Here is a 14,370-nt window from a genome sequence, read left to right as displayed (position 1 = left end):
TCAAATGTGGGAGCTGGCTTGCCTGCGATAGCGATCTCAAGACCTACGAATATCTCAGGGCATGCGCCGGCTCGATCTTCGCCGCCCGATACGCCGGGTAGATCGTCGCCAAAAAGCTCAACACAAACCCCGCGCTGCAAATCAGCAGCACATCGCCACCTTGCAGCTCCGATGGCAGGTTGCTGACGAAATACACGTCCGAACTGAAGATATGCTGCCCGGTCACACGCTCCATCCAGCCCACCAGCTCACTGACGTTGAGCGCGGCTATCACCCCCAGCACGCCGCCAATCAGAGTGCCGACGATACCGATCACCGTGCCCTGGACCATGAAGATCGCCATGATCTGCCGTGGCGTGGCACCGATAGTGCGCAGGATCGCGATGTCCGCGCCCTTGTCGTTCACCACCATGATCAGCGTGGCGATGATATTGAAGGCCGCGACGGCGACGATCATCAGCAGCAACAGGCCGATCATGGTCTTTTCCATCTTCATCGCGCTGAACAGGCTGCCCTGGGTATGGGTCCAGTCATCAGCCTTGTAGGCCGCACCCAGCCCACTGGCGATGTCTGCCGAAACCTTGGGCGCCGCATACAGGTCCTTGACCGCCAGGCGCACGCTTTGCACCTGGTTGGGCTGCCAACGCAGCATCTGCGCGGCATCGGCGACGTGGATCAGGGCCATCGAGCCGTCCAGCTCGGCACCGACCTTGAACACACCGACCACATTCAAACGCTGCATACGCGGGGTAATGCCGCCGGGAGCCGTGCTGATTTCCGGGACGATCAATGTCAGCTTGTCACCCACATTCAGGCGGAAACGGCGTGCGGTGATTTCCCCGATCACCACGCCGAACTCACCCGGTTGCAGGTCTGCCAGGTTCCCCCGGACGATATGCTGGGTGACGATGGAGACCTTGCCTTCCTGCGCCGGGTCGATCCCGCTGATCTGGATCGGCTGCATCGAACCCTTGTAGGACAGCATGCCCTCCATCTCGGTGAACGGCACGGCGGCGGTCACTTCGGGGTTTTTCAGGGCGGCGGCGGCCACGGGCTGCCAGTCGCTGATCGGGTTTACGCCGACGATGGTGGCGTGCGGCACCATGCCCAGAATGCGTGAACTCATTTCCCGCTGGAAACCGTTCATCACCGACAACACCACGATCATCGCCAGCACGCCCAGGGCGAGGCCGATCATCGAGGTCATCGAGATAAACGAGACAAAACGGTTGCGGCGCTTGGCGCGGGTATAGCGCGCGCCGATAAAAATCGATAACGGTCTGAACATTCGCTTGCACCGCCTGAAAAAAAAGAAAACCCAGGCACAGGCGCCCGGGCTTGAAACAGGTCAGATGGCGACCAGATGACCTTCCTGCAGGTGCAACACGCGGTCCATCTGCCGGGCCATGCTCATGTCATGGGTCACCACCAAGAACGCGGTGCGCATCTGGGTACTCAGCTCCAGCATCAAGTCCTTGATGCCCTGGGCGGTGTGGGAGTCGAGGTTGCCGGTCGGCTCGTCGAGCATCACCAGGCCTGGGTTGTTCACCAGGGCGCGGGCAATCGCCACACGCTGGCGCTCGCCACCGGACAACTCTGAAGGCTTGTGCTCCAGGCGATGGCCAAGGCCGACGCGCTCCAGTAACGCCGTGGCACGCTGGCGCGCCTGCGGGATCGCGGTCTTGCCGATCAAGAGCGGCATGCACACGTTTTCCAGGGCGGTGAACTCTGGCAGCAAATGGTGGAACTGGTACACAAAGCCCAGGGAGCGGTTGCGCAACTGGCCACGGGCCTTCTCGTTCAACGCCGAGAGCTCTTCACCGGCCAGCCACACGCTGCCGTGGGACGGCGTATCAAGGCCGCCCAACAGATTGAGCAAGGTACTTTTGCCGGAGCCGGAACTGCCGACGATCGCCACGCGCTCGCCGGGATGCAGTTCCAGTTGCAGGTTGGACAGCACCACTACCGATTCCGGGCCTTCCTCGTAGGATTTGCCCAGGTTGCGGCAGCTCAGGATTGCTTTTTCACTCATGCCCGATTCACTCATAGCGTAAAGCCTGCGCCGGCTGGGTACGTGCCGCGCGCCAGGCTGGATATAGGGTGGCAAGGAAACTCAGGACCAACGCGGCGCCGCCGACCATCAGCACATCCTGGCTCTGCACCTGGGATGGCAAATAGTCGATGAAGTAGACGTCGGCGTTGAGAAACTTGTGGCCGATCAGGGTTTCGACGCCGGCGATGGCGGCGCTGACGTTCAGCGCGGCAAAAATCCCCACCGCCGTACCGATCAAGGTGCCGACCACGCCAATCACCGTGCCCTGGACCATGAAAATCGCCATGATCTGCCCCGGCGTGGCGCCAAGGGTACGCAGGATGGCGATATCGCCCTTCTTGTCGTTCACCACCATCACCAGGGTGGAGATGATGTTGAACGCGGCCACGGCGACAATCAGCAGCAACAACAGGCCGATCATGGCTTTTTCCATGCGGATCGCCTGGTACAGGTTGCCGTGGGTACGGGTCCAGTCGCGGGCGTAGTACTGGCTTTCACCCAGGTGCTGGGCGATTTCCCAGGCGCCGCGCGGCGCTTCGAACAAGTCGTTGAATTTCAGGCGCAGGCCCTGCACCTGGTCCGGCTTCCAGCGATGCAGGCGGGCCAGGTCGGTGAGGTTGGTCAGGCCGAGGAAGCCATCGATCTCGCCGGCGCCGACATGAAAGATGCCGACCACGGTAAAGCGCTTCATGCGCGGGAACATCCCGGCCGGGGTCACCGTGACCTCGGGGGCGACAAACGTCAGCTTGTCGCCGATAGCCACGCCCAGCTTGGCTGCCGCCCGGTCGCCAATCACGATGCCGAAGCTGCCAGGCGTAAGGGCATCGAGTTGGCCCTGCTGCATGAACTGGTCAATGATCGAGACCTTGCGCTCCTGCGCCGGGTCGATGGCATTGAGCAGGACTTTCTGCACCTTGCCGTCGTTGGTCAGCAGGCCCTGCATCTGGGTAAATGGCGCGACGGCCAGCACCTTGGGGTTCTGCTTGACCTTGTCGGCCAGGCCTTGCCAGTCACCCAGGGGCTCGCCGGACTCGATGGTCGCGTGGGGCACCATGCCCAGCACGCGGGTGCGCATCTCATGATCGAAGCCATTCATCACCGATAGCACCACGATCATCACGACAACGCCCAGGGCGAGTCCGATCATGGAGGTCAGGGAAATGAACGACACAAAATGATTGCGACGCTTTGCACGGGTATAACGCGTGCCGATAAATACGAAGAGAGGTCTGAACATGTCGGGGCTTGTTCGGAGGAAAAGAAGACGTCCCGGTGGCGGGGTCTGGTAAGCAGCTTTACACTCAGACCATTACCGTTACCTGGGGTTCGCCATGACGACATTAGATGAAGAAGATCGCCGCGAATACTACCGTATCGACGACATGATCGCACTCCAAATCAAAAGCCTGTCGGCCCCGCAAGCGGCGAGCAAGGAAGTGTTGCTGGATGATTCCCCGCTGTTCAACCTGCTCAGTGAACTGCACCTGAGCGAATTCGAGTCCCAGCACCTGCTGCGCCAGCTCGGCGAGCGCGACCGCACCCTCGCCGCCTTCCTCAAGGTGCAGAACAAACGCATGGACCTGCTCAGCCAAGTCATGGCGCAAAGCCTGCTGGGCGAGATCGGTGCGCCGCAGCCGGTGATCATTTCCGAAGGCGGTATCGACTTCCAGCACCCCACGGTGCTCCCGCCGGGCAGCCACCTGGCAGTCAAGCTGGTACTGATGCCCCAGGCGCTGGGCCTGTTGTTACGGGCCAAGGTCACCCACTGCGATCCAAAGGGCGATGGTTTTGACGTGGGCACCGAATTCGAATCCATGACCGACGCCCAGCGCCAGTTGCTGGCGCGCTATATATTGCAAAAACAGGCCCAGGAACGGCGCCTGGCCCGGGAACAAAGCGACGGCCAAGACACCTGATTTGATATTTATCCAGCCATACACCTGGCGAAAAGGAGCAACTGTGACCCTGATTTATGGCCACCGCGGCGCTAAAGGCGAAGCACCGGAAAACACCCTGACCAGCTTCCAGCAATGCCTCAAGCACGGCGTGCGCCGTTGCGAGCTGGACTTGCACCTGTCCATGGACGGCGAGCTGATGGTAATCCACGACCCAACCCTCAAGCGTACCGCCGACCGGCGCGGCAAGGTGGTGGAATATGCCGCCGCCGACCTGGTGAAGATGGACGCGCGCAACGGCGGCCCGGGCTGGGTCAGCCCCTGCCCGATCCCGCGCCTGGAAGAGCTGTTCGAGAAGTGCGACTTCGATCACTGGCAACTGGAAGTCAAGAGCGCCTCGCGCACCCGCGCCGCGACCACTGTGCTGGCGATCCGCGAAATGGCCCAGCGCTTTGGCTTGCTGGACAAGGTCACCGTGACCTCAAGCTCGCGGGAAGTGTTGAAGGCTGCCCTGGAGTTGACGCCGGACCTGTCCCGTGGACTGGTGGCCGAATACGCCTGGCTCGACCCGCTGAAGGTCGCGCAGAACTATGGCTGTGAGATTTTGGCGTTGAACTGGACGTTGTGTACCCCTGAACGCCTGGCCAAGGCCCAGCGCCAGGGGTTGCACGTGTCCGTGTGGACGGTCAACGAACCCGCGCTGATGCGCAGGCTCGCCGACTTCGGCGTAGATAGCCTGATTACAGACTTTCCCGGTTTGGCCACTGCCACTCTCGGGAATTACTGAAATCGGTCTCCCCGGCCGGCTCAGGCCACCGGCCGGAGCCGCTCAAAAAAGCCGGTTGAGGCCGTCGTAGGCCGCTACCCGATAGGCTTCGGCCATGGTCGGGTAGTTGAACGTGGTGTTGACGAAATACTTCAGGGTATTTTGCTCGCCCGGCTGGTTCATGATCGCCTGGCCGATGTGCACGATCTCCGAGGCCTGGTAGCCGAAGCAATGCACGCCGAGCACTTCCAACGTCTCGCGGTGGAACAGGATCTTCAGCATGCCTTGAGGCTCGCCGGCGATCTGCGCACGCGCCATGCTCTTGAAAAATGCCTTGCCCACTTCATAAGGCACCTTGGCCTTGGTCAGTTCGTGCTCGTTCTTGCCGATGGAGCTGATCTCGGGAATGGTGTAGATCCCGGTCGGCACGTCGTTGACGTAACGCCAGCTGCCGTTGTCGACAATGCTGCCAGCGGCAGAACGGCCCTGGTCGTGGGCGGCACTGGCCAGGCTCGGCCAGCCGATCACATCGCCGGCACCATAGATATTGGTGACGCAGGTGCGGTAGTTCTCATCCACCTCGATCTGGCCACGGCTGTTGACCTTGACCCCGATGTTTTCCATGCCCAGCTTGTCGGTGTTGCCGGTACGGCCGTTGCACCAGAGCAAGGCGTCGGCCTTGATCTTCTTGCCGGACTTGAGGTGCAGGATCACCCCGTTGTCCAGGCCTTCAACGCGATCGTATTCCTCGTTGTGGCGCACGGTGATGTTGTTGTTGCTGAAGTGGTAGCTCAACGCCTGGGAAATTTCCGAGTCGAGGAAACTCAGCAACTGGTCACGGTTGTCCACCAACTCCACCAGTACACCCAGGCCACTGAAGATCGAGGCGTATTCACAGCCGATCACGCCGGCGCCGTAGATGATCAGTTTGCGTGGGGTGTGGCCCAGGCTGAGGATGGTGTCGCTATCGTAGATACGCGGGTGGTGGAAATCGATATCGGCCGGGCGATACGGGCGCGAGCCAGTGGCGATGATGATGTGCTTGGCCACCAGTTTTTCGACCACGCCATTGGCGCAGACCACTTCGACGGTTTGCTCGTCGGCGAAGCTGCCGGTGCCGAAGAACAGGTCGACACGGTTACGGGCGTAGTAGCCGGTACGCGAGGCGACTTGCTTGGAAATGACTTTCTCGGCGCTTTTCAGCACATCCGGGAACGAGAACCAGCGCGGCTCACCAATGGCCCGGAACATCGGGTTGGTGTTGAACTGCATGATCTGGCGCACCGAGTGACGCAAGGCCTTGGACGGGATGGTGCCCAGGTGGGTGCAGTTACCGCCGACCTGACGACGGCTATCGACCATCGCCACCTTGCGTCCTGCTTTGGCGGCATTCATCGCCGCACCTTCTCCAGCTGGGCCAGAACCCAGTACCACCACGTCGTAGTTGTAGACAGCCATGCGTACTCCTCAGAACAGGCCAGGGCGCACGGTTGGGCGCCTGGCTAAATCATGCCGCGGCCAGCGGTCATGAAGGATCAAATAGGCTCAGGTGTGTGAGCCGGGGCACAGTCTATATAAGGCTCAACGCCGCGCACATTAACCCTTGGTCGCGTCGTAGGCCAGTTTTGCCTTTACTACACAGTATTGATTACGGCTTGACCGCCGTCAGTTGTTCGAACGCTTTGTTGCTGCGTGTGACGAAAGCATCCCCCTCTCGCATCACAAAAAACGCCGCGATCTGGTGTTTTTCTGCATAGTCCCAGCCTTCTTCAGGCCCCAGCACCAGCAGCAACGTCGACAAGCCATCGGCCATCAACGCCGAAGCCTCCAGCACCGTGACCGACGCCAGGTGATGGGTGATCGGCGCACCGGTTCGCGCATCGAGGGTGTGGGAATAGCGGCGACCATCCTGCTGGAAATAATTGCGATAGTCACCTGAAGTAGACACGCCAAAGCCGTCCACTGCGATAACGCGCTCTGCGACCTGCTGGTCATCGCGGGGCTCCTCCAGAGCCACACGCCAGGGCGTACCGTCAGGTTTGCGCCCGGCGGCCTTGAGCTCGCCGGTCACTTCGACCAGGTACCGCTCAATGCCCAACTGATCAAGCCGCTCGGCAATCCGGTCCACCGTGTAGCCGGCGGCGATGCTGTTGAAGTCCACCTGTACCGCCGCATCCTTGCACAACTGGCCAGCGTCGATACGCAGGTGTTGATGGCCGACCCGCTGGCGCGCCAGGGCCAGCGCGATGGGCTCCGGGACTTTTACCTGGCGCGCCTGGGGGCCAAAACCCCACAGGTTCAGCAGCGGCTCGACCGTCAGGTCAAAAGCGCCGCCACTGGCCTGGGACAGTTGCTCGCCCGTGCGCACCAACCGCAGGATCGATTCGGGCATCGCCTGACAGCGGTTGGCCGGCAGGTCGTTGAAACGCTCGATATCGGAATCGCTGCGATAGGTCGACATCTGCCGGTCGACCTCGGCAAGGATGCGCTCGACTTGCGGCTGTACAGCACTGGCCGCCGGCGTACCGGGGGTGCGGACGTACTTGATCGAATAAGTGCTGCCCATGGTCGGGCCGCCAAAAGCCTCCAGGGGCTCACCTTTACCGCAGCCCGCCAGGATCGCCAGTGCAGCGCCCACCACTACGTATCGCAAACCGCCCATAAGCCACACAACCTTCTCGCTGCTGAAAACCAAAATGATGCCGCACTCAAGCATATTTCCCGGGCGAGCCATTATGCGGCATGTCGTCGCCTGCTCAGGACCACTTGCGGCAAATAGCCAGCGTGCTAACGGTTTTTGTTGCTCGGCAACACGGATACACATATGGTTACAAAACTCTTTGGCGCCACCGCGCGCCCAGATTCTGCAGCACGGACGAACAACAACCAGGGATTTCCAACAAGATAGCCAGTTGAGTAAATGACATGTCCAGCACCACGGGCAAAGGCAAGGCGATCTTTCGCGTTGTCAGCGGTAACTTCCTCGAAATGTTCGACTTCATGGTCTACGGCTTCTACGCCACGGCCATCGCCAAGACCTTCTTCCCTGCCGACAGCGCCTTTGCCTCCCTGATGTTGTCCCTGGCGACCTTCGGTGCCGGGTTCCTGATGCGCCCGCTGGGGGCGATTTTTCTCGGTGCCTACATCGACCGCCATGGCCGTAAAAAAGGCCTGGTGATCACCCTGGCCATGATGGCCGCCGGTACGGTGTTGATCGCCTGCGTGCCCGGCTACGCCACGCTCGGGGTGGCCGCGCCGCTGATCGTGCTGCTTGGCCGGTTGCTGCAAGGCTTCTCCGCGGGTGTCGAGCTGGGCGGGGTTTCGGTGTACCTGGCAGAAATCGCCACGCAGGGGCGCAAGGGCTTCTTCGTCAGTTGGCAGTCCGCCAGCCAGCAAGCCGCCGTGGTCTTCGCCGGCCTGCTGGGCGTAGGCCTGAACCACTGGCTAAGCCCCGAGGAAATGGGCGAATGGGGCTGGCGCGTGCCGTTCCTGATCGGCTGCCTGATCGTGCCGGTGATCTTCGTGATTCGCCGCTCCCTGGAAGAAACGCCTGAGTTCCAGGCGCGCAAACACCGCCCTACCCTGCAGGAAATTATCCGTTCCATTGGTCAGAACTTTGGCATCGTCGTGGCAGGCATGGCGCTGGTGGTGATGACCACCGTGTCGTTCTACCTGATCACTGCCTACACACCGACCTTTGGCAAAGCCGAGTTGCACCTCTCGGACCTGGATGCGCTATTGGTCACCGTGTGCGTGGGCATTTCCAACTTTATCTGGTTGCCGGTGATGGGCGCCGTGTCCGACAAGATCGGCCGCAAACCCTTACTGCTCGGTGCGACGATTCTGGCGATCCTCACGGCATACCCTGCGTTGTCGTGGCTGGTGGTCAATCCGAGTTTCAGCCACCTGCTGATCGTGCTGTTGTGGCTGTCGTTCCTGTATGGCTCGTATAACGGAGCCATGGTCGTTGCACTGACCGAAATCATGCCGGTGGAAGTCCGCACCACAGGTTTTTCCCTGGCCTACAGCCTGGCGACCGCAACCTTTGGCGGCTTTACCCCGGCCGCCTGCACTTACCTGATCCATGTGCTGGATAACAAGGCAGCGCCGGGGATCTGGCTCAGTGGGGCGGCGGTGCTGGGGTTGATTGCGACCCTAGTGCTGTTCAAGGGGAATCGGCATGAACTGCGCACTGCACAGGCTTCGGTAGTCGGTGGGGCCTGATAGATCGCTATCGCGGCGATGCGGCGGCCCGACAAGCCCGCCCCCACATTTGAATGTATTCGCAAATCAAACTGTGGGAGCGGGCTTGCCCGCGATGAGGCCTTCAAATCCAACACAATCCCCCAGACACAAAAAAGCCCCGAACCAGTCGGGGCTTTTTCATCTACCGCTAATGCTTAGCGCGGAAACGCCGGCGGGTTGACCCCTGCCATGTCTTCCATCACACGCACCACCTGGCAGCTGTAACCGAATTCGTTGTCGTACCAGACGTACAGTACAACGCGGTTATCCTGGGTGATGGTCGCTTCAGCATCGACCACACCGGCGTGGCGCGAGCCAACGAAGTCGGTGGACACCACTTCCTGGGAATTGACGAAGTCGATTTGCTTATGCAGATCGGAGTGCAGCGCCATGTAGCGCAGGTACTCGTTCATCTCTTCACGGGTGGCGGCTTTCTCAAGGTTGAGGTTGAGAATGGCCATCGACACGTTCGGCGTAGGTACACGGATCGCGTTACCGGTCAGCTTGCCGGCCAGCTCAGGCAGGGCCTTGGCAGCAGCGGTGGCAGCACCGGTCTCGGTGATCACCATGTTCAGCGCGGCGCTACGGCCACGGCGATCGCCCTTGTGGAAGTTGTCGATCAGGTTCTGGTCGTTGGTGTACGAGTGAACGGTTTCGACGTGACCGTTGATGATGCCGAACTTGTCATTCACAGCCTTGAGCACCGGCACGATGGCGTTGGTGGTGCAGGAAGCGGCAGACACGATCTTGTCGTCAGCGGTGATTTCGTTGTGGTTGATGCCGTGAACGATGTTCTTCAGCTTGCCCTTGCCAGGCGCGGTCAGCACAACGCGGTCGATACCTGGGCACGCCAAGTGCTGGCCCAGGCCGTCGGCATCACGCCAGACGCCGGTGTTGTCCACCAGCAAGGCGTTCTGGATGCCGTACTGGGTGTAATCCACCTCGGTCGGGTTCTTCGCGTAGATCACCTGGATCAGGTTACCGTTGGCGGTGATGGTGTTGTTTTCTTCGTCGATGGTGATGGTGCCATTGAACGAACCGTGTACCGAGTCGCGGCGCAAGAGGCTGGCGCGCTTGGTCAGGTCATTCTCGGCGCCTTTGCGCACGACAATGGCCCGCAGGCGCAGGCCGTCGCCACCGCCGGTTTTTTCGATCAGGATGCGTGCCAGCAGGCGGCCGATACGACCGAAGCCGTACAGCACCACGTCGGTGCCTTTGCGGGACGCGGCATTTTGCTGGCCAACCACGTCGGCCAGCTCTTCACGCACGAACTGCTCGGCGCTGCGGCCATTGCCTTGAGCGCGGAATTTGAACGCCAACTTGCCCAGGTCTACCGAGGCCGCGCCGAGCTTGAGCTCGCTCATGGCTTTAAGCAGAGGGAATGTTTCGTGGACGGAGAGTTCGCTATCGTCGGCAGAACGATGGCGAGCAAAGCGATGAGCCTTGAGAATCGCGATGACTGATTGGTTGATCAGGCTGCGGCCATAGATCGAGCTCACCACATTGTTATTGCGGTACAGCTGACCGATAAGCGGGATCATCGCTTCTGCGAGTGCTTCACGGTCGATCCATTCACCAAGACACTGGTCGGGCTTCTGAGTCACGGGAACCTTCCACATGTAGGGGCTGAAAAAAGGGGCTACATTATGCCGCCCGACCGCCCCCTGAGCAATGCGCGTCACGCAACAAAAACCCTTGCAAATAATTTTCACCGCGCTACAGGCCAGTAAATACGCGGCTTCCAGCGAACCCCTCGGAGAGAGCCACAGGCGACTTGTCCGTAACCCTCCGAAACATATGTGCATTTCGGCACTACATATTGAGTCAAAACCGCGCATTGTTTGTCTTAGCCACTACATTTCCTACAAACCGTAATAGGCACAGTCAGCAACTGACAGGCGGCACTCCAGGCCGTTACAATTACCGACTTTGTCGCAACGCTGGAGCTCAACCTTCCGTGCCCGTCCTGCGTCTACCGCTACTCCCTGCCCAGGCAGGTAAACAGCATTGGGGCAATCTGCCCGGTGCCGCCCTGAGCCTGGCCATTGCCGAGGCTGCCAGTGCAGCCAAGCGCTTTACCCTGCTCCTGACCGCCGACAGCCAAAGTGCCGAGCGGCTGGAGCAGGAGCTGAGCTTCTTCGCCCCCGATTTGCCGGTGCTGCACTTCCCGGACTGGGAAACCCTGCCCTACGACTTGTTCTCGCCGCACCAGGACATCATCTCCCAGCGCATCGCCAGCCTGTACCGCTTGCCGGAACTGGCCCACGGTGTACTGGTGGTGCCGATCACCACGGCGCTGCACCGCCTGGCGCCGACCAAGTTCCTGCTGGGCAGCAGCCTGGTGCTGGATATCGGCCAGAAGCTCGACGTGGAGCAAATGCGCACGCGCCTGGAAGCCAGTGGCTACCGCTGCGTCGATACGGTGTACGAACATGGTGAGTTCGCCGTGCGCGGGGCACTGATCGACTTGTTCCCGATGGGCAGCAAACTGCCCTACCGCATCGACCTGTTCGATGACGAAATCGAGACCCTGCGCACCTTCGACCCGGAAAACCAGCGTTCCATCGACAAAGTACAGTCGATCAAACTGCTGCCGGCCAGGGAGTTCCCCCTGCAAAAAGACGCGGTCACGCGCTTCAAGGCGCGCTTTCGCGAACGCTTTGACGTGGACTTCCGTCGTTGCCCGATCTTCCAGGACTTGAGCAGCGGGATTACGCCCGCCGGTATCGAGTACTACCTGCCGCTGTTCTTCGACGAAACCTCGACCCTGTTCGATTATCTGCCCCAGGACACCCAGGTGTTTTCGCTGCCGGGTATCGAGCAGGCGGCGGAAAACTTCTGGAACGACGTGCGCAACCGTTATGAAGAACGCCGCGTCGACCCCTCCCGGCCCTTATTGCCGCCTGCCGAGCTGTTCCTGCCGGTAGAGGACTGCTTCGCCCGCCTGAAAAACTGGCCGCGCGTGGTCGCCAGCCAGCAGGATGTGGAAGCCGGCGTCGGTCGCGAGCGCTTCCCGGCCCAGGCCCTGCCCAACCTGGCCATCGAGGCCAAGGCCAGCCAGCCGCTGCAAGCGTTGTCCGACTTTCTCGGTGACTTCCCCGGCCGTGTGCTGTTTACCGCCGAATCCGCCGGGCGCCGCGAAGTGCTGCTGGAGTTGCTGGAACGCCTGAAGCTGCGACCAAAAACCGTCGACAGCTGGCCAGACTTTGTCGCCGGCAAGGATCGCCTGGCGATCACCATTGCGCCGCTGAACGAAGGCCTGCAACTGGATGATCCGGCCCTGGCGCTGATTGCCGAGAGCCCGCTGTTCGGCCAACGCGTGATGCAGCGCCGGCGCCGGGAAAAACGCGCCGACGCCAACAACGACGCGGTGATCAAGAACCTCACCGAACTGCGCGAAGGCGCGCCGGTGGTGCACATCGACCACGGCGTGGGGCGCTACCTGGGCCTGCAGACCCTGGAGATCGACAACCAGGCCGCCGAATTCCTCACCATGGAATACGCCGAGGGCGCCAAGCTCTACGTGCCGGTGGCCAACCTGCACCTGATCGCGCGCTACACCGGCAGCGACGACGCCCTGGCGCCGTTGCACCGCCTGGGCTCCGAGACCTGGCAGAAGGCCAAGCGCAAGGCCGCCGAGCAAGTGCGCGACGTGGCCGCCGAACTGCTGGACATCTATGCCCGCCGTGCGGCCCGCGAAGGTTATGCATTCGCCGACCCGAAGGCCGACTACGCCACGTTCAGCGCAGGCTTCGCCTTCGAAGAAACCCCGGACCAGCAAACCACCATCGATGCGGTGCGCGCCGATATGCTTGCGCCCAAGCCCATGGACCGCCTGGTCTGCGGTGACGTGGGCTTTGGCAAGACCGAGGTGGCGATGCGCGCCGCGTTCATCGCGGTGCATGGCGGCCGCCAGGTGGCAATCCTGGTGCCGACCACCCTGCTCGCCCAGCAGCACTACAACAGCTTTCGCGACCGCTTCGCCGATTGGCCGGTGACCGTGGAGGTGATGAGCCGCTTCAAGTCGGCCAAGGAAGTCAACGCCGCCGTCGCCGACCTGGCCGAAGGCAAGATCGATATCGTGATCGGCACGCACAAGCTGCTGTCGGACGATGTGAAGATCAAGAACCTGGGCCTGGTGATCATCGACGAAGAGCACCGCTTTGGCGTGCGCCAGAAGGAGCAGCTCAAGGCCCTGCGCAGCGAGGTCGATATCCTGACCCTGACCGCCACACCGATCCCGCGCACGTTGAACATGGCGGTGTCGGGCATGCGCGACCTGTCGATCATCGCCACGCCGCCGGCGCGACGCCTGTCGGTGCGCACCTTCGTCATGGAGCAGAACAACAGCACGATCAAGGAAGCCCTGCTGCGCGAGTTGCTGCGCGGCGGCCAGGTCTACTACCTGCACAACGATGTGAAAACCATCGAGAAATGCGCCGCCGACCTCGCCGAACTGGTGCCGGAAGCACGGATCGGCATCGGCCACGGGCAGATGCGCGAGCGCGAACTCGAACAGGTGATGAGCGACTTCTACCACAAGCGCTTCAACGTGCTGATCGCCTCGACCATCATCGAGACCGGCATCGACGTGCCGAGCGCCAACACCATCATCATCGAGCGCGCCGACAAGTTCGGCCTGGCGCAGCTGCACCAGTTGCGTGGCCGGGTCGGCCGCAGTCACCACCAGGCCTATGCCTACCTGCTGACGCCACCGCGCCAGCAAATCACTGGCGACGCCGAAAAGCGCCTGGAGGCCATCGCCAACACCCAGGACCTGGGCGCAGGCTTTGTGCTGGCCACCAACGACCTGGAAATCCGTGGCGCCGGCGAACTGCTGGGCGACGGCCAGAGCGGGCAGATCCAGGCCGTGGGCTTTACCCTCTATATGGAGATGCTCGAGCGGGCGGTAAAGGCCATCCGCAAAGGCGAGCAACCGAACCTCGATCAACCCCTGGGCGGCGGCCCGGAAATCAACCTGCGCCTGCCGGCGTTGATTCCCGAGGACTACCTGCCGGATGTGCATGCACGGCTGATCCTGTACAAGCGCATCGCCTCGGCCACCGACGAAGAAGGCCTCAAGGACCTGCAAGTGGAGATGATCGACCGCTTCGGCCTGTTGCCGGAACCGACCAAGAACCTGGTGCGCCTGACCCTGCTCAAACTGCAGGCCGAGCAACTGGGAATCAAGAAGGTCGACGCCGGGCCGCAGGGCGGGCGTATCGAGTTCGAAGCGCAGACGCCGGTAGACCCACTGGTCCTGATCAAGTTGATCCAGGGCCAGCCCAACCGCTACAAATTCGAAGGCGCCACGCTGTTCAAGTTCATGGTGCCGATGGAACGTGCAGAAGAGCGCTTTAATACATTGGAGGCGCTGTTTGAGCGCCTCATCCCGAAATCTGCTTGAAGGA

General features: G+C 61.4%; 10 protein-coding genes. 4 read left to right on the top strand and 6 right to left on the bottom strand.

The features are described 5' to 3' along the window. Positions 1-43: 43 nt before the first annotated feature. From HBO19_RS14825 to HBO19_RS14815, 3 genes are read right to left on the bottom strand one after another with little or no spacing between them, the layout of a single operon-like run. On the bottom strand, positions 44-1,288 hold the full coding sequence (locus tag HBO19_RS14825) for a lipoprotein-releasing ABC transporter permease subunit (RefSeq protein WP_170057757.1): 1,245 nt from the start codon (positions 1,286-1,288) through the stop codon (positions 44-46). Between the two features lie 60 nt (positions 1,289-1,348). Next, a complete protein-coding gene (gene lolD, locus HBO19_RS14820) occupies positions 1,349-2,032 on the bottom strand; it encodes a lipoprotein-releasing ABC transporter ATP-binding protein LolD (RefSeq protein ID WP_169954171.1) in 684 nt (227 codons plus the stop codon). Between the two features lie 7 nt (positions 2,033-2,039). Next, entirely contained in the window at positions 2,040-3,290 is a 1,251-nt protein-coding gene (locus HBO19_RS14815; protein ID WP_169954172.1) for a lipoprotein-releasing ABC transporter permease subunit, read from the bottom strand. A 94-nt stretch (positions 3,291-3,384) separates the two neighbouring features. Between HBO19_RS14815 and HBO19_RS14810 the strand changes: the two genes are divergently transcribed. Further along, on the top strand, positions 3,385-3,969 hold the full coding sequence (locus HBO19_RS14810) for a PilZ domain-containing protein (RefSeq protein ID WP_170057756.1): 585 nt from the start codon (positions 3,385-3,387) through the stop codon (positions 3,967-3,969). A 43-nt stretch (positions 3,970-4,012) separates the two neighbouring features. Continuing rightward, complete coding sequence (locus HBO19_RS14805; RefSeq protein WP_169954174.1) at positions 4,013-4,735, top strand: glycerophosphodiester phosphodiesterase; 723 nt, start codon at positions 4,013-4,015, stop codon at positions 4,733-4,735. A gap of 42 nt (positions 4,736-4,777) precedes the next feature. Here the strand turns inward: HBO19_RS14805 and sthA are convergent, their stop codons facing one another. Both sthA and HBO19_RS14795 read right to left on the bottom strand, forming a co-directional pair. Continuing rightward, entirely contained in the window at positions 4,778-6,172 is a 1,395-nt protein-coding gene (gene sthA / locus HBO19_RS14800) for a Si-specific NAD(P)(+) transhydrogenase (protein WP_024074093.1), read from the bottom strand. A gap of 190 nt (positions 6,173-6,362) precedes the next feature. Continuing rightward, complete coding sequence (locus tag HBO19_RS14795; RefSeq protein WP_169954175.1) at positions 6,363-7,376, bottom strand: FAD:protein FMN transferase; 1,014 nt, start codon at positions 7,374-7,376, stop codon at positions 6,363-6,365. A 263-nt stretch (positions 7,377-7,639) separates the two neighbouring features. Here HBO19_RS14795 and HBO19_RS14790 point away from each other — a divergent pair, with 263 nt between their 5' ends. Continuing rightward, the gene (locus HBO19_RS14790) at positions 7,640-8,938 is read left to right on the top strand and encodes an MFS transporter (RefSeq protein ID WP_170057755.1); all 1,299 of its coding nucleotides are present in this window, start codon (positions 7,640-7,642) and stop codon (positions 8,936-8,938) included. Between the two features lie 176 nt (positions 8,939-9,114). Here HBO19_RS14790 and HBO19_RS14785 read toward each other — a convergent pair whose 3' ends face one another. Continuing rightward, a complete protein-coding gene (locus HBO19_RS14785; protein WP_076961276.1) occupies positions 9,115-10,578 on the bottom strand; it encodes a glyceraldehyde-3-phosphate dehydrogenase in 1,464 nt (487 codons plus the stop codon). A 338-nt stretch (positions 10,579-10,916) separates the two neighbouring features. On the opposite strand from HBO19_RS14785, the gene mfd reads away from it, so the two are divergent. Further along, the gene (mfd, locus tag HBO19_RS14780) at positions 10,917-14,366 is read left to right on the top strand and encodes a transcription-repair coupling factor (RefSeq protein ID WP_169954178.1); all 3,450 of its coding nucleotides are present in this window, start codon (positions 10,917-10,919) and stop codon (positions 14,364-14,366) included. Positions 14,367-14,370 lie beyond the last annotated feature (4 nt).

Origin of the sequence: Pseudomonas sp. WS 5021, from assembly GCF_012985535.1 — a bacterium.
In the GTDB taxonomy this organism is placed as follows: domain Bacteria; phylum Pseudomonadota; class Gammaproteobacteria; order Pseudomonadales; family Pseudomonadaceae; genus Aquipseudomonas.
This window is presented reverse-complemented; position numbering and strand designations above follow the sequence as displayed.

What these genes read in the sequence shown, in the direction of transcription:
- sthA (WP_024074093.1), bottom strand. Translation starts at nt 6,172, where the DNA reads ATGGCTGTCTACAACTACGACGTGGTGGTACTGGGTTCTGGCCCAGCT.
- HBO19_RS14825 (WP_170057757.1), bottom strand. Translation starts at nt 1,288, where the DNA reads ATGTTCAGACCGTTATCGATTTTTATCGGCGCGCGCTATACCCGCGCC.
- lolD (WP_169954171.1), bottom strand. Translation starts at nt 2,032, where the DNA reads ATGAGTGAAAAAGCAATCCTGAGCTGCCGCAACCTGGGCAAATCCTAC.
- HBO19_RS14810 (WP_170057756.1), top strand. Translation starts at nt 3,385, where the DNA reads ATGACGACATTAGATGAAGAAGATCGCCGCGAATACTACCGTATCGAC.
- HBO19_RS14785 (WP_076961276.1), bottom strand. Translation starts at nt 10,578, where the DNA reads ATGTGGAAGGTTCCCGTGACTCAGAAGCCCGACCAGTGTCTTGGTGAA.
- HBO19_RS14790 (WP_170057755.1), top strand. Translation starts at nt 7,640, where the DNA reads ATGTCCAGCACCACGGGCAAAGGCAAGGCGATCTTTCGCGTTGTCAGC.
- HBO19_RS14795 (WP_169954175.1), bottom strand. Translation starts at nt 7,376, where the DNA reads ATGGGCGGTTTGCGATACGTAGTGGTGGGCGCTGCACTGGCGATCCTG.
- HBO19_RS14815 (WP_169954172.1), bottom strand. Translation starts at nt 3,290, where the DNA reads ATGTTCAGACCTCTCTTCGTATTTATCGGCACGCGTTATACCCGTGCA.